At 56.4% G+C, this 18475-nt stretch carries 18 protein-coding genes; 6 read left to right on the forward strand and 12 right to left on the reverse strand.

Features of this window, described 5'->3' with window-relative positions:
• Positions 1-3: 3 nt before the first annotated feature.
• The 6 genes from hpaH to AC1D3C_RS07060 form a co-directional block, all read right to left on the reverse strand.
• Entirely contained in the window at positions 4-807 is an 804-nt protein-coding gene (gene hpaH, locus AC1D3C_RS07035; RefSeq protein ID WP_477482398.1) for a 2-oxo-hept-4-ene-1,7-dioate hydratase, read from the reverse strand.
• 1 nt (position 808) lies between these two features.
• A complete protein-coding gene (locus tag AC1D3C_RS07040; RefSeq protein WP_477482399.1) occupies positions 809-1678 on the reverse strand; it encodes a fumarylacetoacetate hydrolase family protein in 870 nt (289 codons plus the stop codon).
• A 15-nt stretch (positions 1679-1693) separates the two neighbouring features.
• The gene (gene gabD, locus AC1D3C_RS07045; protein ID WP_477482400.1) at positions 1694-3157 is read right to left on the reverse strand and encodes an NADP-dependent succinate-semialdehyde dehydrogenase; all 1464 of its coding nucleotides are present in this window, start codon (positions 3155-3157) and stop codon (positions 1694-1696) included.
• 81 nt (positions 3158-3238) lie between these two features.
• On the reverse strand, positions 3239-4219 hold the full coding sequence (gene hpaD, locus AC1D3C_RS07050) for a 3,4-dihydroxyphenylacetate 2,3-dioxygenase (protein ID WP_105439354.1): 981 nt from the start codon (positions 4217-4219) through the stop codon (positions 3239-3241).
• A 99-nt stretch (positions 4220-4318) separates the two neighbouring features.
• Positions 4319-5836 (reverse strand): 5-carboxymethyl-2-hydroxymuconate semialdehyde dehydrogenase, encoded by a 1518-nt coding sequence (gene hpaE / locus AC1D3C_RS07055; protein WP_105439355.1) that lies wholly within the window; start codon positions 5834-5836, stop codon positions 4319-4321.
• A gap of 56 nt (positions 5837-5892) precedes the next feature.
• Positions 5893-6282, reverse strand: coding sequence for a 5-carboxymethyl-2-hydroxymuconate Delta-isomerase (locus tag AC1D3C_RS07060; protein WP_105426884.1), 390 nt, complete (start codon positions 6280-6282; stop codon positions 5893-5895).
• A 120-nt stretch (positions 6283-6402) separates the two neighbouring features.
• Between AC1D3C_RS07060 and hpaR the strand changes: the two genes are divergently transcribed.
• Both hpaR and AC1D3C_RS07070 read left to right on the forward strand, forming a co-directional pair.
• Positions 6403-6861 carry a homoprotocatechuate degradation operon regulator HpaR gene (gene hpaR / locus AC1D3C_RS07065; RefSeq protein ID WP_477482401.1) on the forward strand — a complete coding sequence of 153 codons (459 nt, stop codon included), beginning with the start codon at positions 6403-6405 and terminating at the stop codon, positions 6859-6861.
• 82 nt (positions 6862-6943) lie between these two features.
• The gene (locus AC1D3C_RS07070) at positions 6944-8359 is read left to right on the forward strand and encodes an aldehyde dehydrogenase family protein (RefSeq protein WP_477482402.1); all 1416 of its coding nucleotides are present in this window, start codon (positions 6944-6946) and stop codon (positions 8357-8359) included.
• Positions 8360-8479: 120 nt separating this feature from the next.
• Here the strand turns inward: AC1D3C_RS07070 and AC1D3C_RS07075 are convergent, their stop codons facing one another.
• The 3 genes from AC1D3C_RS07075 to AC1D3C_RS07085 all read right to left on the reverse strand — a co-directional run bounded on the left by AC1D3C_RS07075 (position 8480) and on the right by AC1D3C_RS07085 (position 11069).
• On the reverse strand, positions 8480-9280 hold the full coding sequence (locus AC1D3C_RS07075; protein WP_477482403.1) for an amino acid ABC transporter ATP-binding protein: 801 nt from the start codon (positions 9278-9280) through the stop codon (positions 8480-8482).
• 52 nt (positions 9281-9332) lie between these two features.
• On the reverse strand, positions 9333-10235 hold the full coding sequence (locus AC1D3C_RS07080) for a substrate-binding periplasmic protein (RefSeq protein WP_172723944.1): 903 nt from the start codon (positions 10233-10235) through the stop codon (positions 9333-9335).
• Positions 10236-10307: 72 nt separating this feature from the next.
• Positions 10308-11069, reverse strand: coding sequence for an SDR family oxidoreductase (locus tag AC1D3C_RS07085; protein ID WP_105426882.1), 762 nt, complete (start codon positions 11067-11069; stop codon positions 10308-10310).
• Positions 11070-11247: 178 nt separating this feature from the next.
• Here AC1D3C_RS07085 and AC1D3C_RS07090 point away from each other — a divergent pair, with 178 nt between their 5' ends.
• From AC1D3C_RS07090 to AC1D3C_RS07105, 4 genes are all read left to right on the forward strand, one after another.
• Positions 11248-11913 carry an amino acid ABC transporter permease gene (locus AC1D3C_RS07090; protein ID WP_105404653.1) on the forward strand — a complete coding sequence of 222 codons (666 nt, stop codon included), beginning with the start codon at positions 11248-11250 and terminating at the stop codon, positions 11911-11913.
• 5 nt (positions 11914-11918) lie between these two features.
• Complete coding sequence (locus tag AC1D3C_RS07095) at positions 11919-12575, forward strand: amino acid ABC transporter permease (RefSeq protein WP_172724408.1); 657 nt, start codon at positions 11919-11921, stop codon at positions 12573-12575.
• A gap of 84 nt (positions 12576-12659) precedes the next feature.
• On the forward strand, positions 12660-13391 hold the full coding sequence (locus AC1D3C_RS07100) for a GntR family transcriptional regulator (protein WP_051900455.1): 732 nt from the start codon (positions 12660-12662) through the stop codon (positions 13389-13391).
• 4 nt (positions 13392-13395) lie between these two features.
• The gene (locus AC1D3C_RS07105) at positions 13396-14982 is read left to right on the forward strand and encodes an FAD-dependent oxidoreductase (RefSeq protein ID WP_477482404.1); all 1587 of its coding nucleotides are present in this window, start codon (positions 13396-13398) and stop codon (positions 14980-14982) included.
• Between the two features lie 314 nt (positions 14983-15296).
• Here the strand turns inward: AC1D3C_RS07105 and AC1D3C_RS07110 are convergent, their stop codons facing one another.
• Genes AC1D3C_RS07110 through AC1D3C_RS07120 form a run of 3 tightly spaced genes read right to left on the reverse strand, consistent with a single transcriptional unit; the run spans position 15297 to position 18469 of the window.
• Positions 15297-17084 carry a sulfatase gene (locus AC1D3C_RS07110; protein ID WP_477482405.1) on the reverse strand — a complete coding sequence of 596 codons (1788 nt, stop codon included), beginning with the start codon at positions 17082-17084 and terminating at the stop codon, positions 15297-15299.
• Positions 17085-17108: 24 nt separating this feature from the next.
• The gene (locus AC1D3C_RS07115; RefSeq protein ID WP_477482406.1) at positions 17109-17822 is read right to left on the reverse strand and encodes an SUMF1/EgtB/PvdO family nonheme iron enzyme; all 714 of its coding nucleotides are present in this window, start codon (positions 17820-17822) and stop codon (positions 17109-17111) included.
• Complete coding sequence (locus AC1D3C_RS07120; protein ID WP_477482678.1) at positions 17819-18469, reverse strand: TetR/AcrR family transcriptional regulator; 651 nt, start codon at positions 18467-18469, stop codon at positions 17819-17821. The genes AC1D3C_RS07115 and AC1D3C_RS07120 overlap by 4 nt, the downstream gene beginning before the upstream one ends.
• Positions 18470-18475 lie beyond the last annotated feature (6 nt).

Here is an 18475-nt window from a genome sequence, read left to right on the forward strand (position 1 = left end):
CCCCTATTCGAAATACAGGCTTACAGTTCCGTAGGGCCCGAAATCGCCTACGATCGTGTCTCCATGACGTGCCTCAATCGGTCGAATGAACGAGCCGGCGAGGACCACCTGCCCTGCTTCTATTCCGTCTCCATATTGCGACAGCCGATTGGCAAGCCACGCAACACCACGAGCAGGTTGATTGAGGACGCCCGCGCCAAGCCCAGTCTCTTCGACCTCCGCGTTGCGAGACACTATGGCACCCATCCAACGCATATCCAGTTGATCCGGGCGCACAGCGCGGCCGCCCGTTACGATGCCGGCGTTCGCAGCATTGTCAGAGATCGTATCGAGGACGTTACGGGTTTTTTTCGTCTGGGGATCCACCCGAAGAATCCGCGTGTCGAGAATTTCGAGGGCTGGAGTGACATAATCGGTGGCATTGAGTACATCGACGACGGTCACGTTCGGCCCCTTTAGAGGCGCTTTCATGATAAAGGCGATTTCAGCTTCGATCCTCGGCTGAATAAACCGGTCTTTTGGGACGACCGAACTGTCCTCAAAGACCATGTCGTCCAGCAATACCCCAGAGTCTGGAATGTTGATGTTGAGGGCATATTGCATCGCCTTCGATGTGAGACCAATTTTCCAGCCCACCACCTGACGTCCGTCGGATACTTTCTTTTTTACCCACGCAGACTGGATCGCATAAGCGTCATCCATCACCATGTCCGGATGCTGCAGTGACAAAAGTCCGGTCTGAACGCGAGTCCGTTCGGCTTCGTCCAGCGCGGCAACAGCTGTTTCTATGTCTGCGGTGGAAAGCATCTCAGATCCTCTCGTCGGCAATGGTGTTGCGCAACAGACCGATACCGTCGGCCTCGACCTCAACGATATCGCCCGGCTTCAACCAAATTGGCGGATCGAAGCGTGCTCCAGCGCCAGTAGGTGTTCCGCAGACGATTACGTCGCCTGGCACAAGTGTCGTAAAGGTTGAGACGTAATTGATGATCTTGCGGAATGAGAAAATCATTCGACTGGTCCGATCACTCTGGCGGACCTCGCCGTTGACCCGCGTCTCCAGCTTGATGTCCGCCAGCTGACTTTCGTCAGTATAAGGAACTATCCATGGCCCAATCGAGCCCGAGGCATCGAAATTCTTGCCTTGAGTAACGTTGAATTTGGCGTGGCGGACCCAATCCCGCAGCGTCCCTTCGTTGCAGAGCGACAGAGCCGCTATGTGTGAGAGAGCCTCGCTTTCTGGAATGCGTCGGCCTTCTTTTCCGATGACGACAACTATTTCCCCCTCATAATCGAGTTGAGGGCTCTCCGGTGGCCGGATCAGCGGCTGATCGTGACTCGTGAAGGATCGCGGGAAGCGGATAAACAGCGACGGATTGGTGGGCGCTGTCTGCCCATCTTTGTATTCCTCGTTACGGTCCGGAAAATTGACGCCGACGCAGATGATCTTTTCCGGCGACGGGATTGGAATGTCCAATGTAACCGCAGCCAGGGGATAGTCGACGGGGGCCGATTGACCTTTCTCGGCCAACATGTCCAAAGCACCTGCGGCGATAACTTCGCGCAGGGTCGGAAAACGCGGGCGGAACCTGACGGACAGGTCCACCACGCCATCTTCGCGGATTAGGCCGTAACCCTGGCGACCGGAATTGGAAAAAGATGCAAAACGGGGACGCATACGGACTTTCCTTTATTATTCTTTTGTTGTGATGCCACCAAGGCATACGTATTTGAGCTCGAGGTAGTCATCGATGCCGTATTTGGAGCCTTCACGGCCTAGCCCGGAGGACTTTACGCCGCCGAACGGTGCTTCAGCAGTGGATATCAGGCCGGTATTCACGCCAACCATTCCATATTCGAGGGCCTCGGCAACTCGAAACACCCGCGACAGATCCTTCGCGTAGAAATAGGAGGCGAGACCGAATTCCGTGTCATTCGCCTTTTCAACCACATCAGTCTCATTCTCGAAGCGAAAGAGCGGCGCGATAGGCCCAAAGGTTTCTTCGGATGCCACGGCCATGTCTTGCGTGACGCCTGTGAGAACAGTCGCTTCGTAGAAGGTGCCGCCAAGTTCATGCGCTTTTCCGCCTTGAATGACGGTTGCGCCCTTCGATACGGCATCCTGAACGTGCTCTTCGACTTTCTTGAGAGCCGCTTCATCGATCAAGGGTCCGAGCGCAACACCCTCCTCGAACCCGTTTCCGGTCCGAAGCTTACTAACGGCTTTGGCCAGCTTTTCAGCGAACGCGTCATAGACCGTATCCTGGACGTACAGGCGATTGGCGCAAACGCAGGTCTGACCATTGTTCCTGAACTTCGCGATCAAGGCGCCTTCGACGGCTGCGTCGAGATCTGCATCATCGAACACGATGAAGGGCGCATTGCCGCCCAGCTCCAGACCAAGTTTTTTGATCGTGGGAGCAGACTGACGGTAAAGTTCGGCACCAACTTCCGTCGACCCAGTGAATGTGAGTTTACGTACGATGGGATTTGAGGTCATCTCGGCGCCGATTTCGCGAGATGAACCGGTGATCACGCTGAACAATCCTGCCGGCAATCCTGCCCGCTCCCCCAGTACCGCCAAAGCGATCGCGGAAAATGGCGTCTGAGCAGCGGGTTTCAATACCATTGCACATCCGGCTGCGAGCGCCGGGCCAGCTTTTCGTGTAATCATCGCGTTCGGAAAATTCCAAGGGGTAATGGCTGCAACGACGCCAATCGGCTGCTTCATCACCAGAATGCGTTTGTCTCGCTGATGGCCGGATATAATGTCGCCGTTGATGCGTCTGGCTTCTTCGGCGAACCACTCGATGAAACTTGCCCCATAGGCGATCTCACCCTTTGCTTCGAGAAGCGGCTTTCCCTGTTCGAGTGTGAGAATGTGCGCCAAGTCATCCTGGTTGGACATCATCAACTCAAACCACTTGCGCAGGATTACGCTACGCTCCTTCGCGGTTCGCGCTGCCCATTCCTTCTGCGTATCTTCGGCATGCGCGATCGCCGCACGTGCTTCTGCCGCCCCCAGTTTGGGAACGGAGCCGATCTTCTCACCAGTTGCGGGGTTTGTGACCGCGATGGCATCCGTATCGTTTGCTTCGATCCAGTCGCCACCAATGTAAGCGGCCTGGCGGAATAACGTTGGGTCTTTCAGGTGCATCGCTTGGTCACTCCGTGTGGGCTAAGAGAAAAGGGACACAGGACTTGCCAATGTCCCTCGCCGTCTGTGTTCGCAACGAGATCAGGGCGCGATGATCGGTTGAGCCTTTAGAAGCGGCTCCTGGGTTGGAAGGTCGGTGAACAAACTGCCGTGTTCGAACCAAGACCTCGGCGCAGGTGCCCCCCACAGTGTCTGACGCTGTGGATCCTTCAGGTCCCATTTGATCGGCTCGAGATCGGGATCGACAGTCTGGTAGTCCGAGCAGTAAATCTCGATGCGGTGGCCGTCCGGATCAAGGATGTAGAGGAAAAATGCATTAGAGATGCCGTGACGGCCTGGACCCCGTTCGATGTTTGCGAGGTATCCAGTGGTCGACATAAGATCGAGGAGATCGATGATGTTCAAAGGTGTTGGAACCCAGAATGCTGTGTGATGCAGTCGCGGGCCGACGCCGTTTGTGAACGCCATGTCATGGACGCCACCCTTTCGATGCAACCAGGCGGCAAACAGTTTTTTGCTTTCTGCATCCTCGGTGTATTCCGTAACACGGAAACCAATATCGTTGTAAAAGGCGACGGATGCATCGACGTCTGGCGTGAAGCAGTTGAAGTGGTCGATCCGGAGTGGTTTGACCCCGTGATAAAGCGCGTACTTTTGATGGATGGGGGTCAGGCGATCCATCTTGAAATAGAATTCGAGCGGGATGCCGAAGTTGTCATGGGTGCGCAGGGTGCGTCCCTGGAAAGGGCGCTCCACCCATGCCGTCTTCTGACCTTTTGTATCGAAATAGGCCTTGGCTTTGTCGAGATCTTCCTCGGAATAGACCTTCAAGGCGAGGTAACTGATTGCCGAAGTATCGCTCTTCTTGAGCACCATGCAGTGATGGCCGCGTTCTTCCATGGCACGCAGGTAGACAGTATCAGAATCTTCGTCTGTGACCTGAAGGCCGAGCATGTCCACATAGAAGGCACGGCTGGCAGCGAGATCCTTAACAAGGAATTCGACATGGCTAAGCCGAACCGTGTTGAACGCTGGATAGAGATTGAATTGCGGGAGCGGCATGGTTTCCTCCTCGGGGCCGAAACAGCCCGTGTTCGGCGCTTTGTTGTTACGAAGCGGCCGCGTCTTTTGTTGACGCGGCCAGAGTGTCGCGAAATCCCGTCAGCCGCCCAATTTCTGGATCGCATGGGCAGTCGTGGCGAAAGCGATGTTCTTGGTTTCCATGTAGAAATCGAACGACCAGTCTCCGCCGTCTCGTCCGATACCGGAATTCTTGACGCCGCCGAATGGGGTCGGCAGGTGGCGGACGTTCTCTGAATTGACCCAGATCATGCCAGCCTCGAGCTGGTCGGTCAGCCTGAAAGCGCGCGTGACATCGGAAGTCCAAAGATAACCGGTCAAACCGTATTGGACATCGTTGGCAATCTTCAAAGCATCCGCTTCGTCCTTGAACGGGATTGCGGTCAGAACCGGACCAAAGATCTCTTCCTGGGCGATCCGCATTCCATTGTCGGCACTGGTAAAGAGCGTAGGAGCGACGTAGCATCCGCCTCCCGGTCCATCGACCTTATAGCCACCGGCGGCGACAGTTGCGCCTTCGGCTTTGCCGATCTCGACGTATTCCAACACTTTGCGTTCATGGACAGGGTGAATCAGAGGTCCGACGACCGTCTGCGGATCGAGCGGGTGACCGACCTTGATACGTTTGGCCCTCTCGGCGACCATTTCAGTGAACTTACTGTAGATGCTGTCCTCGACCAGCAATCGGGATGAGGACGTGCAGCGTTCGCCGTTGAGCGAATAGATCATGAATACGGCAGCATCCGCCGCTCGCTCCAGATCAGCGTCAGCGAAAACAATGACCGGGTTTTTGCCACCGAGCTCGAAGTGGACGCGCTTGAGCGTGTCGGCACCCTGCTTCATGATCATTGAGCCCGTCCGGCTTTCGCCAACAAAACCGATCGCCTTGATCAATGGATGTTCTGTCAGCGCTTTACCGGCGTCCTCTCCCAAACCATTGACGAGGTTCCAAACACCTTTGGGAAGGCCGGCGCTTTCGGCAATCTCGACCAGCAGGCGTGCTGTAAGCGGCGAGAATTCCGCCGGCTTGTGGACGATCGTGCAACCGGCCGCCAGGGCCGGTGCAATCTTCCAGGTGGATAGCATGAATGGCGTGTTCCAAGGCGTGATCACACCGACCGGGCCTATGGGGTTCCGCGTTGTTACGTTTACCTGGCCTGGAATACGGATCGATTTGCCGTCTCTTGCTTCTGGTGCTCGGTCTGCGAAGAAACGAAAGTTCTCTGCGCCACGTAGTGCCGCCTTCGCCATGAATTTCAGGGACTGTCCGGTGTCCATGCACTCGACGAAGGCGATCTCCTCGGCGCGGGCAACGATCGCGTCAGCGATCTTGTGCAGGAGCGCCTTGCGAGCGTCACCAGGCATTGCCGCCCAGGCGGGAAATGCCTCGGATGCGGCTTTGGCGGCACGATCGATGTCTGCCGCTTTGCCATGGGCGACCTGCGCCAGAGGCTGCAAGTCGACGGGCGAGATTGTTTCGAACGTGGCACCATCTAAAGCAGGGACAGCCTCTCCGGCAATGTGGTTGAGGACGCCGCCGGCGCGAAACCGGGCAAGATAGGCATCGGCCTTTTTCTTGTTGTCTTCAAAATTCGTCATGAGATCTCCATCTCGAATGCAGCAGCATTCGCTCAGCCAATGTTCAATGGTGTTTTCTAAGTCCCCGCCCGAAGGCGCGCATGCATCGCATTGTCTTTCCAGCTTAGGGCTGGATCTATCTCGCGCACCTCAAGGGAGAGGGCAAAATGTGGCTCGCTGAAAAGGTCCAGCAGCTCGGCCTTGACGACTGCCGCGATCGCGTTGCCAACACGCTTCTTTTCTTCTGAAGATCTGCCCGCGCCAATACGAAAGCTCATGTCGATGAAAGAATTGCGCTCGTCGAGGTCAGCGATCGCGTAGTCATCGCTAAGCAAAACTCGGACACGAACCGCGCCACGTTCGAACAGCCCACTGTCGAGGATCGCTTTATGAATGACCTCACACAGCGATTTGAAATCGACGCGCGGTTTCAGGTTCGCGGACCCTTCAATGACGAAATGTGGCATTTATCGCTCCTCCGATACTTAACACGTTAACAATTATTGAGCCTTTGTCAACCCACCGTCGGGTGATCTCGGCCTGATCGAATATTGACGGGCCGGTAAATTCTCACTTAGACACCTCATATGGATCAGGATAAAAATCACCCTCGCCTTCTGCGTAGCACCCGTCAGGCGCTTCCAATCGCACTATTGAAGGCGCGAGAAGCAGTGATGGGTCATTTTCGACCGATGCTTGCGCAGCACAATGTGACGGAGCAGCAATGGCGTGTGCTGCGGCTTTTGAGGGAGCGGGGGCAGATCGATGCCACCGAATTGGCGCAAGGTGCCGCGCTCCTTGCCCCCAGCCTGACAAGGATGATCAAGACGCTTGAGGACCGTAAGCTCATCAGGACGACGAAGGATACTGCAGATGGCCGACGTCTGCTTGTCCGGATTGATGACGCAGGCGCTAAGCTCCTCGAAGAAGTGCGGCCCGAAAGTCTTAAAATTTATGAAGAGCTTGAGCTTCGCATTGGCCACGACAAGATCGAAGCCCTGATTGCACTGCTTAACGAGGTCACGGACAAGGCGACGACGCGTTAGTCGAGTTTGCGCCCTTGCTTTCCCTCGCTGATTTACTTAACATGTTTAATAATTCAGCGACGGAAATAGGAGGAGTTTTCCCATGGTGGACCACCAATACAGGCTCGTTATCAACGGCCAGTCGATCGCAACCCAAGAAACATTCGAGGTGCTAAATCCCTCAGATGGTCAAGTCGTGGGGGCAGCGCCAAAGGCAACCGTGGCCCAGTTGGACCAGGCGGTTTCCGCGGCGCAAACAGCTTACGAAAAGTGGAGCAAAGCTGACGACGCGACGCGCCGGAAGGCCTGTGTCGCAATCGCTGACACCTTGCACGATCATGCGGAGGAGCTGGCCCAGCTTCTCACCCTGGAACAGGGAAAACCCTTGAATGGAATGGGCTCCCGGTATGAGCTCGGAGGGGCCGAAGCTTGGGCGCGATACACTGCCGGTCTGGAGCTGCCGGTCAAGGTTTTGCAGGATGACAATCAGGGCCGGGTGGAACTGCACCGCAAACCGGTGGGCGTTGTAGGATCAATTACGCCCTGGAACTGGCCGTTGATGATTGCGATCTGGCACATTGTACCGGCCATACGAACCGGGAACACCGTTGTGATCAAGCCCTCCCCGCTCACCCCGCTGTCGACCATCCGGATGATCGAACTGCTCAACACAGTTCTACCCGCAGGTGTGTTGAATTGCGTGACGGGTGAAAACGACATCGGGGCCGCGATGTCCTCCCACCCTGGTATTGCCAAGATCGTTTTCACGGGCTCGACCGAGACCGGCAAAAAAATCATGGCAGGCGCTGCGGCGACATTGAAACGCCTGACTCTTGAACTCGGTGGTAATGATGCCGGCATTGTCCTGCCCGATTGCGATCCCCGCCAGATTGCCGAGGGACTGTTCTGGGGCGCTTTCATCAATGGCGGGCAAACCTGTGCGGCATTGAAGAGACTTTATGTTCACGAGGACATCTACGAGGACGTTTGCCGCGAGCTGACAAGCTTTGCAGCGACAGTCAAAGTCGGTGATGGACTTTCGGAAGATAGTGTCCTGGGTCCGGTCCAGAACCGCATGCAGTACCAGAAGGTCAAAGACCTGGTGAACGACGCGAAGGGGCGTGGCGGGCGCATTCTCATTGGAGGGGATTCTGACGACAACGCTCCTGGGAATTTCTATCCCGTGACGCTGGTCGCGGACCTTAATAACGGTGATCGTCTGGTGGACGAGGAACAGTTTGGGCCGGCTCTCCCGATCATCAAGTATTCTGATCTCGACGAAGTCATCAGGCGCGCGAATGACAACCCGAACGGTCTTGGTGGTTCCGTCTGGGGCAGAGACATTGCAAAAGCAAAGAAAGTGGCAAGCCAGCTGGAATGTGGATCCGTATGGATCAACAAGCATGGGGCTATCCAGCCGAACGTGCCGTTCGGTGGCGTGAAGGGCTCCGGTCTGGGCGTAGAATTTGCTGAAGAGGGCCTGGCGGAATACACGACGATCCAGGTCATTTTTCAGTAAGAGCCTGGAGCGCGAGAAAAGAAAGGGACGCCGGGTTCGCCGGCGTCCCTTTTCTTATGTTGTTCCGGGATCGAAGGCTCCGAATTCTACCGACAGAGTGACCGTGTGCGCCCTAAGACTTCAAGCGATCTCAGATAGGAACCGTTGAGCACGTTCGGTCTTTGGGTTGTCGAGGAAATCGTTCGAAAGCCCCTCCTCGATGATTTCACCGCTTTCGAGGAACACGATGTGGTTCCCGACTGCCCGCGCAAAACCCATCTCGTGCGTGACCACGACCATGGTCATGCCTTCCTTGGCGAGATCTTGCATCACCGCCAAAACGCTTCCTCGCAGCTCGGGATCAAGGGCTGACGTGGGTTCGTCGAACAACATCGCCAGCGGTTTGGTGGCGATGGCGCGGGCAATGGCAACCCGCTGCTTTTGACCGCCCGACAATTGCCCGGGGTAATGTCCTTCTCTGTCGTCCAAACCGACTTTTGCGATCTCCTCGCGCGCGATTTCACGCGCTTCGTCTTTCGACATCCCCTTGCTGTGCACCAAGCCACACATCACGTTCTCTAAAACGGTCATGTGCGGGAAGAGATTGAAGTGCTGAAAGACCATGCCCGTCTCGCGACGAAGCCGCTGAAAATCACGGCTGTAACGGCGCTCTCGTGAGCGTGCCGAAAAATAGGCTTTGGCATCCCATTCTACAGAGCCGACCCGTAGTTGTCCCTCGTCGGGAATATTGAGCAGGTTCAAACACCTCAAAAGTGTGCTTTTGCCTGAGCCACTTGGTCCGAGCAAGACGACGACATCGCCTTCAAGAACGTCAAGCGATACCGAATTCAGCCCCCTCACATTGGGAAGGTCGCGACTGGGGAACCACTTGCTCGCATTCCGCAGTGAGATGACTGTTTTTCTTTCTTCTGAATTTTCCATGTTCCGCTCCTCGAAGAAGCGGGGCGGCCACTCGGCCGCCCCGACACGAATCTCACGCGTCCACTTTGAGAGGGCTGCCGCCCGGACCAACCGCAAGGTAAGGAAGGCCTGCGGCGATCGCATCTTTGCCGACATACTCGCGGAATACGGAGTTGAGGATCCCGCCTGCTGCATTGAAAAGCAACCAGTTGGTCACGAACATGTACATCTTCATGTCTCCCGTCGGCATGAAGAAGGTATTGTGATCGACATAAGCCGGTTCCTTGCCGATTATCTGAAGCGCGACACCCTGTTTCTTGGTGTTCACGATAGTGAACAGCGACTGCAAGGTTGCGTTCGCACGTCCTGACATGACCTGACCGATGGCGCCCGTCTGGTCAGGGAATACCGACACGTTTGCCTTCGGGTAGAGCGCCCGGATCTTCGCTTCCTGCGAGCTTCCCTGAAGAGCGGCGAACTTGAACTCCGGCGAGTTCATCTGTTCGAAAGTCAAGTCTGACGCGTCGCGTCCAACGACGTAGACCGGTTGAAACGTCACGGCACAGCCGGCAAACCAGCCACGCAGCGAACGTGATGGCAAGATCGTTCCCGTTGTCATGATATCGGCACGGCCGGATTCGACGGCTGCAAACATCTGACCGAAATCCATGTCTGCGAATTCTACCTGGATATCAGGCGAGACATCTTTCATCATTCGACGGATGAGAGCGATCTCGTAGCCGTCCGGCTCACCCTTGTCATTGATGTACAGGTTTGGCGGATATTTGAGGCTCGCCGCGACCACGATTTTTTTGGTGCGGATCGCTTTGTCCAGGACGGATTCCTTCGCGGCATCCTGCGCGGCGGCCGGTGTCGTTGCACCAAGTGCAACAGCAGCTGCGCCGCCCACGAACAAACCTGCTGTCAGTAGCGAACGGCGGTTTGCCTGCATTCCATTATCTTGCTTCGTATCCATGAGCATTCCCCTTGTTGTTTCCACGATGAAATTTTCGGCCTGGAACCCACGATCCGTGGGGTACAGCTTGTGTTAGGCGGTAAGACCGCCATCGACTGTCAGCTGCGCGCCATTCACGTAGCTGGCATCCTCACTCGCCAAGAAAAGCGTGGCTTTGGCGATTTCTTCGTATGTCCCAAGGCGACCGAGAGGGACCGTCGGCGCAAAGCGCTGGTCACGTGCTGCGACCTGTTCGGCCGACATTCGGGTCAATCTGTCTGCCATGACACTTTCAAGGACGCCGGGGCAGATCGCATTTGCGCGAATCCCTTTTGCTCCGTAGTCCCGCGCGATGGTGCGCGTCAGCATGATCAATCCGGCTTTGGAAACCCCGTATACCGCCTCGGCTGTCGAGGCCCGTTGACCCGCGATAGAGGCCGTGTTGACGATCACACCCTTGCCCGCCTCCACCATGTGCGGGATCGCTTCCCGGCAGAAGAGATAAGCTGACTTCAGATTTATGTCCAAAGCCTGCTGCCACATCGCGGGATCGGTCTGCGAGATCGTGCCTGTAGGATTGATGCCGGCATTGTTGATCAAGATGTCCAGGGATGAGAAGCGTGACCGGGCCAGTGCGACTGCTTGCTGTGAGGTTTCCTCGCGGGAAACATCGCCCACGAGTTCGGCGACGTCCGCTCCCTCTCCGCGTAGAAGCAGCACCAAGTTTTCCAGCTGATCTTTTGCGCGATCAACGAGAACAAGCCTCGCGCCTTCATTCGCCAGTGCCTGCGCAACGGCGCGCCCGAGCCCACTTGCGACCCCGGTTACGAGGGCCGTTTTTCCTGAAAACCGCATGTCTGACTTCCCATTATTTGCTTTTTTGCGACCGCTTGGGACCGCTTTTTGACATCTATGACCTGAATCTATCTGTCTTGCAATATGAAATCATATATGATGTTGACGAAGCTCGCGCTCGGGTTTATCGATTGAGTCAGTACCGGAGAAGAAGCCGAGTAAAGAAAAAGGGAACGTCATGAACCTCGATTTCTCGATCATCCTGGCGCAATGGCCCCGGTTCCTATGGGGATTAGGGTATGATCTCTATTTCGCATTCGCGGGATTCGCGCTGGGCTGCGTTATCGGGTTCATCTCCTATCTTGGCTCGGCCTCCCGCTCAAAAATCGCCCGCGCAGTGTCTTACACCTACGTGCAGATCGTTCGGGGCCTGCCGATGTATCTGCTGCTGTTGTGGATTTACTTCGGGCTCGCAACAAAATTCGGCCTGGCACTGACGGGGCCTCAAGCGATAGTCATCGCCATCGCCATCATGAGCTCGGCGTTTGCTTCCGAGATTTTCAGGACCGGCTATAATTCGATTGACGTCGGCCAGATTGAAGCCGGCAAGGCGCTCGGTCTTTCCGACCTCCGGATCAATCGCACTATCCTTTTTCCACAGGTCATTCGGGTCGTGATCCCGCCCCTGCTGAACGTCTTCGTGATCTGCTTCAAAGCGGCGACTTACGCGGCAGTGGTTGCTGTCCCGGAACTCGTCTTCACGGCCCAGGACATCAGTCTCAACCAATATAGGCCGTTCGAAGCCTATATCTCGGTCGCCGTCCTACTCATCGCGACGATGCTGGTTTTATCTTTGCTGGTCAAAGTCGTCGAAGACCGTCTCAATGACGGCAAAGGGGCTTGAAGCTCATGAATAGCTGGTACGTTGTCCTCAACCACCTGCCCGACATGCTCTACGGGCTTCGTTACACATTCCTGATCGCAATCGTCTCGCTCGCACTTGCAATGGTCTTCGGAGGGCTAGTGGTATCCCTTCTCAGGAGCAAATCTGCAGCCATCCGAGCGGTAGGATTTCTCTACATCCAGGTCTTCCGCTCACTATCGCCATATGTTTACGTTCTGCTCGTCTATTTTGCCCTCGCCGGAGCAACAGGCTGGAAAATGGATCCGATCACAGCCGCTATCATATCCCTGACGCTTCTGAATACCGCTTATGTTGCAGAAATCTATCGGTCCGTGTTGCTCACCATTGATGGCGGGCAATGGGAAGCGGCCGCCGCAATGGGTCTGTCACCCTGGAAAACAAACTCGATCATTATCTGGCCGCAGGCGCTACGGACTGCAATTCCACTCCTTCTGAACCAATTCATCGTCATCTTGAAGGATTCCGCGATCGTGGGCGTGATTGGTGTCAAGGACATCCTCTATGTGGCGAATGCCCAGGCATCGATCACCTACAAGCAGTTCGAGTATCTGACGGCGGTTGGGGTGATCTTCATCCTGATTGTCTTCGTCCTGTCGCGGTTGAGTATGAGCCTTGAGCGGCGACTGGCCTGGAAGCACTAGCACTTGCCGAAACCACCCGAAGTCATTAGGTCGAAAAGGAAATCAAATCTGATTTTCAATTTGATCACCGTTGGAGAGTGACGCATGGCAAAGGTGGTGGCACCCGTCACAGAAGCTAGAAGCAAACAGCAACTTGCTTACGATTATCTCAAGGCTGGGATAGATCGCGGCCTCTATGCACCCAAACAGCGGCTTGTAATTGACACACTCGCGAAGGAGCTATCGATCAGCCCTGTACCGGTGCGCGAGGCGATCCGTCGGTTGGAAGCAGAAGGCCTGATCATATTCAGTAAAAACTCCGGCGCAATCGTGGCTGGAGCCGATCCGGATCTCTGGGCTGAGCAGATGGAACTTCTGGCATTGCTTGAGGGCTACGTAACCGGCGCCGCCGCGCCGAGGATTACTGCCAGCGACATCAAGCAGCTTCAGAAAATCAACGAGGGCATGGAACAGGCGCTAGCTTCCTTCGACCTTTCGGGATGGACTCAGGGCAACCTGGACTTCCACTCCGTGATAAATCGGAGGTGCCCTAACGAAACAATCGTCGAGCAGATCGCGCAATTAAGATCGCGAATTGCGATGATCAATCGCTTCATCCAGCCGCGGACGGAAGCGACCATCTTGCATACTCTTGGAAAGGATAGCGGGAAGTCGACGCTTCAAGGGCACGAGTGGATCATTGCGGCCTATATCGCCAAAAAATCTCCCGCCGAGATCGAAGCGCATGTTCGCACGAATATCATTCTGCTCACTACAGAAACGCACCGCAATCTGGTCAACAACCATGATCGGCGAGTAAGCAGATCGCAGGGATAGTCATATGCAACCGTCGGAATATGATGTCGTCGTCCTTGGTAGCGGTGGTGCAGGTCTACTCACGGCGCTTTCAGCTGCAATTCAGGGCCTGTCAGTCGGTGTTTTCGAAAAGTCCCATCTAATCGGTGGCACCACCGCGATCTCCGGTGGCGGCATCTGGATTCCAAAAAACCACGTGATGCAAAAGTCCGGTTTTGAGGACCTGGAGACAGACGGTATCACCTATCTGACGCGACTGACCCTTGGCGAGATCGACAACAGCCTTCTGGTCGATTTTCTAAAAACCGGGCCTGAAATGTTGTTGTTTCTGGAGAAACACTCGGAGCTGCGCTTCTTCAGTGTAGATCGCCCGGACTACCATCCCGGCTGGCCCGGCGCACGTTCCGGCCGATCGGTCGAACCGCTACCTTTCGCGCCAGCAATGGACGAGACTCTATTTCAGACGCTTCGGTATTCGCACCTGCGTCAGCCGGTGACATCGTCCGAGAGCCGCAAAGGTCTGCCATCAGAGATCATCGAAGACCGTCAGAAGCGTCGAATGCGCACGCAAGGAGCAGCCCTGGTCGCTGGGCTGGCGCAGGCTTGCGCCAAACATGGTGTTCAATTTCACCTTAATGAAGCCGCCGCGGGTCTATCGTTCGACGGAGAGCGCTGTGTAGGAGTCGAAACCGTTTCGGGTTCAACATCTGCCCGGCTCGGTGTTGTCCTCTCCACAGGCGGGTTCGAGTGGAATTCGTCCCTCGTCTCGGCTTACCTGCCTGGATTTTCAAGTGCACCGACCACACCGCCTGGTAATGAGGGAGACGGCCTGCGATTTGGTCTTCGGGCCGGCGCGGCAGTGGCCAATATGACTGAAGCATGGTGGACCGCTGCATATCGAATTCCGGGGGATGCCCTTGATGGAGAACCACTAACACGCAACATGGTGCGTGAACTGGCATTGCCAGGCTCCATTATGGTCAACCGGAAAGGTGAGCGTTTCGTGAACGAAGCGAGCTCATACAATGACCTCGGTATGGCGTTCAACGCTTTTGATCCCGGCTCGTTTTCTTACCCAAACAGGCCTGCCTGGCTTATTTTCGATCACGCCTTCAAGTCGCGTTATCCCGTCGCGTCCGTTTCCCCGCAACAAACCGCACCGGAATGGATGATCAGTGCGGGTTCGGCGGCCGAACTCGCTCAGAAGCTTGGCGTTTCGGTTGAAGGCCTAACCGCAACAGTCGAACGATTCAATCAGTATGCTCGCGGGGGCCATGATCCAGATTTCGCACGCGGTGAGGACGTTCATGGTCTTTATTATGGAGATTCTGGCCATGCGCCAAATCCATGCCTGGGGAAGCTCAATGTTGCTCCCCTCTACGCAGTTGAAGTTCTACCAGGAAACAATGGCACAAAGGGCGGGTTGAAGACGAAATCTCGCGGTAGCGTTGTTCGTGATGACGGATCCGCGATTGAAGGACTTTTTGCGTGCGGGAATGTTGCAGCAAGTATATTCGGAAAAGGATATCCCGGCCACGGTGGCTCGCTCGGTCCCATTCTAACGGCGGCATACATTGTCGGTTTGGAAATCAGCGCCAATCAGCGGCGATGATTAATCCGTTTTGGAACATTCAATCCTCAAGTCCCGGAATTGGGTAAGGATGGACCGACACCAGCGTGCCATCAAAAATGGTGTCGGGCTTGGCATCCCGTGCCTGCCCAGCGCATCGGCAATGAAGCCGTCCACTTTCACACGCTCGACAAAATCAGACAACTGCACCTCGGCGGCGCGATCATGCGACCGGGCCACGGATTGGTCACTGCGGAACCCGGGCGGCACATCTCAAATTAAATGCCAAGAACCGCTCGAACGGGCGCATTCTCACGATTAGCCGCCAAGCGACACAAAGACTCAAACAGGAACAATCATGGCAAAGCTCCAGCGCTCGACCATTCGGCAGGGATGGCATCAAAAACACGGAGCATGTCTGAAGTAACGTTCGGCATCAAGAACGAAAGCTGCCATGGGGTCAGATGGCCGAAACGATCGAGCACTGTAGATGACAAATCCAATCCGAAAATCGTCCTGAACGCCGCCGAGAGCCGGGCGTCCTTAACAACCTCGTTTAGCGTTAATCTGACGCAACGGTGGTAGCTTGGACTGTCATCGTTGCGCTGTGACAGCCGCTCGCCATTCTTGACCTGCGCCCATTGCCGGTCGATCAGCAGATGCTCGGGACCGACGGCGCCCACCAGGGGCAGGCCAAGTCGTTCGAACTGCGAGGCCGGCGTGTGATTGGCGCGCATGGCTGCGACGAGGAGGTTCGCCATGCGCGTTTCGACCTCTTCATCGCGAAGAGGTTTCTGTTGTTCGGGATCGGTTTGGAGATCGAAGAGCAGCGTTCCAAATATATACGGATTGCCAAGCGCCTTGGCCGGAAGCCGCATGACCTGCACCTGCTTGGTGAAGTGAAACGGTCCGGCAAGCGAGATATCCTTGAGTTCGCCCGGTGCGAAGCGGTGGTCCATATGGGTCGGCATCAGCGTATATTGCTCGAGCGGCTGGTTTTCGGGGGTCACGCAGGCCCGCATATAGACGTAACGCCCGTCGGTAATGCAGACATGCCCGCCATGACTGCCGAACAGGCCGGCTTCACGGACCTGCTCGTCGGTAGAAATGACGCCGGACAGAGGCCTGCCCTGCATATCCTCCGTCGGGGTTACCCCGAAGAAATCGAGAAGCGTCGGACCGAAATCGATCGTCTGGACCAGGCTCGAACGCCGCTCGTCCTTAACATGCAGGCGCGGATCCCAGACGAACAGCGGCGTGTGGATGTTTTCCTCGTACCAGGGCTGCACGTTCTTGCCCCACCACCCGCGCTCGCCGAGCAGCAATCCGTGGTCGGTGCAGACGATCAGCATCGTATCGTCCCACAGTCCATATTCGTCCATCGCATCCAGCACGCGGCCGAGGCTGTCGTCGCACATGCTGAGTAGCGCTGCATATTCCATCCGCGCATGTTCGACTTCCCCCGGCTTTTCGGTCACGGCCCGGTAGTCCGGCCAGTCGAAATGCGGGCCGTCGTAATCGTGCGGATACCGTTCCTTGTGGCGGTCGTAGCTGAAGAAGGGTTCGTGCGGATCGAAACATTCAACCTGCAGGAACCAGCGATCCTCGGCGTGATTAGCCTTGATGAACTCGACGCCCGCATCGAAGGTCTTCGTCTGCGGATGATCGGCGATGTCGGTCATGTACTGGCGGTTTACCCAGTCCTGCCGCCAGAGACTGCCGGACCGCCAGCTTGCGGTCGCAGGGATCAGCGGCTCGCCGACATGGCCTTTCCAACGATCGCCTTCCTGGCCGCGGCAGAATTCGTAGCTGCTGTAGCGATTGTGATAGGTGGCGCCGCCATCCTCCCAATAATGCTGATGATCGGTGACGAGATGGGTATAGACCCCGCTGGTTCGCAGCATTTCCGGCATCGAATCGTCGAAGGGCTCCAGCGGCCCCCAGGAGCGGTGCAGGAAATTGTATCGGCCGGTATGGAGTTCGCGGCGGGCCGGCATGCAGGGCATGCTGCCGCCATAACAATTGTCGAAGGTGACAGTGCGCTCCTGCAGGCGGCGGAAATTGGGAAGGTGAATCCAGTCGGCACCATAGGCAGGCAGGAACCGGCGATTGAGGGTGTCGAACATGATCATGATCGCTTTCAAATCGGTACGTCCTGTCCTTATGCGCTATGAAAATCGGCGGGAAACGGTTCGAAAGCCGAGATTGCAGTTTGAGGAGCCCGGCGTATTGGAACTGCGCGCCGCCACCCGGTAACGGTGGCAGTAAGAGGCGTGACAGAGATAGGAGCCGCCGCCCCAGGGGAACCGTTTGCCCGCGAGACCGCCTCTAGCGGCATATTCCCACTCCGCTTCGGTCGGCAGACGGCGCCCGGCCCATTCGCAATAGGCAAGCGCATCGGCATGGCTGACATGCACGACCGGGTGATCCATCAGGCCCTCGATACCGGACAGCGGCCCGAACGGATGGCGCCAGTCCGCACCCCGCACGGTGAGCCACCAGGGCGTGCCGTGATATCCGAGAATATCAGGTCGGTCGGCTGCGGCGGCGAGGCGGAAAACGCTCGAATTGCCGTAGCGCTCCGCCTCCGTCAGATATCCCCTCGCCTTTGCGAAGGCCGAAAACTGCGCGACCGTCATGCATGTCGTGTCCATGGCGAACGGGCCAAGCGACACCCCGTGAACGGGCGCCTCGCCATCCGGCGCATAATCTTCACCGAAATGATCGCCCATCAGGAAAGTACCGCCAGGCGGCTCCGCTTCCCGGTGGATCGGGCGCGCGCCGGACGTCTGCGGCTTTATCCCGGCCGGCACGACCTCGCCTTCCCGCTCGTGTGAAGCGGCGCAGCAGCAGGTATTTCCGGCGAGAACGGCATCGGTCATCGGCGTTTTTCCTGGCTCGGCTCGTCCAGCGAAATGTACATATCCGGGTCTCGCATATAGGGGCGGAGGATGTTGAAGAACTGGATCATTGATGCCTCGCGGCTGACAGCCGTCGGATCCAGAAGCCACTGGAGTCGCACGCCATCAGCTACCGCAATGATCCAACGTGCAAATGTCTCGAGAGTCATTCCGGTTGGAAGCTTACTCTGATCGAAAACCGCCGCCAACTCACTGGTCATAGAAGCCGCCACCTCTCGATACCGCTCGACAAACCAGTCGTGGGCCGGATGGTCCTGAACGATGCTTTCGGCCGATAGAATCGCAAAAAGCTGTACAAGAATTGGTGTTCGTTCGTTGGTGTGAAGCGTTCGTAGAAATGTGCTTAAATAGTCGAAGCCCCGCTCCAAACTTTCCGATTTGGCCTTCTGGTTTCGCTCCTCGCGCTCCTGCAGCACGGCCAGAAGCAATGCGGCCTTCGACGGAAAATGATGCAGCATGCCAGCCTGCGTCATGCCGACGTCAGCGGCAATATCGGCAATGCTGGCGGAGTTGAAGCCTCGCTCGGAGAAAAGCCGCAGCGCCGAATCCAGGATCGCCCGCCGCCTGCTGTCTCCCCTTGGGCTTTTGCGCGTCGCTTTCTTCTCCATGCTCAA

This window comes from Neorhizobium sp. P1_A6 (assembly GCF_056406795.1).

Bases quoted from the DNA above. Each gene is read 5' to 3' on its own strand.
- hpaH (WP_477482398.1), bottom strand. From the start codon at position 807: ATGCTTTCCACCGCAGACATAGAAACAGCTGTTGCCGCGCTGGACGAA.
- AC1D3C_RS07040 (WP_477482399.1), bottom strand. From the start codon at position 1,678: ATGCGTCCCCGTTTTGCATCTTTTTCCAATTCCGGTCGCCAGGGTTAC.
- gabD (WP_477482400.1), bottom strand. From the start codon at position 3,157: ATGCACCTGAAAGACCCAACGTTATTCCGCCAGGCCGCTTACATTGGT.
- hpaD (WP_105439354.1), bottom strand. From the start codon at position 4,219: ATGCCGCTCCCGCAATTCAATCTCTATCCAGCGTTCAACACGGTTCGG.
- hpaE (WP_105439355.1), bottom strand. From the start codon at position 5,836: ATGACGAATTTTGAAGACAACAAGAAAAAGGCCGATGCCTATCTTGCC.
- AC1D3C_RS07060 (WP_105426884.1), bottom strand. From the start codon at position 6,282: ATGCCACATTTCGTCATTGAAGGGTCCGCGAACCTGAAACCGCGCGTC.
- hpaR (WP_477482401.1), top strand. From the start codon at position 6,403: ATGGATCAGGATAAAAATCACCCTCGCCTTCTGCGTAGCACCCGTCAG.
- AC1D3C_RS07070 (WP_477482402.1), top strand. From the start codon at position 6,944: ATGGTGGACCACCAATACAGGCTCGTTATCAACGGCCAGTCGATCGCA.
- AC1D3C_RS07075 (WP_477482403.1), bottom strand. From the start codon at position 9,280: ATGGAAAATTCAGAAGAAAGAAAAACAGTCATCTCACTGCGGAATGCG.
- AC1D3C_RS07080 (WP_172723944.1), bottom strand. From the start codon at position 10,235: ATGGATACGAAGCAAGATAATGGAATGCAGGCAAACCGCCGTTCGCTA.
- AC1D3C_RS07085 (WP_105426882.1), bottom strand. From the start codon at position 11,069: ATGCGGTTTTCAGGAAAAACGGCCCTCGTAACCGGGGTCGCAAGTGGG.
- AC1D3C_RS07090 (WP_105404653.1), top strand. From the start codon at position 11,248: ATGAACCTCGATTTCTCGATCATCCTGGCGCAATGGCCCCGGTTCCTA.
- AC1D3C_RS07095 (WP_172724408.1), top strand. From the start codon at position 11,919: ATGAATAGCTGGTACGTTGTCCTCAACCACCTGCCCGACATGCTCTAC.
- AC1D3C_RS07100 (WP_051900455.1), top strand. From the start codon at position 12,660: ATGGCAAAGGTGGTGGCACCCGTCACAGAAGCTAGAAGCAAACAGCAA.
- AC1D3C_RS07105 (WP_477482404.1), top strand. From the start codon at position 13,396: ATGCAACCGTCGGAATATGATGTCGTCGTCCTTGGTAGCGGTGGTGCA.
- AC1D3C_RS07115 (WP_477482406.1), bottom strand. From the start codon at position 17,822: ATGACCGATGCCGTTCTCGCCGGAAATACCTGCTGCTGCGCCGCTTCA.
- AC1D3C_RS07120 (WP_477482678.1), bottom strand. From the start codon at position 18,469: ATGGAGAAGAAAGCGACGCGCAAAAGCCCAAGGGGAGACAGCAGGCGG.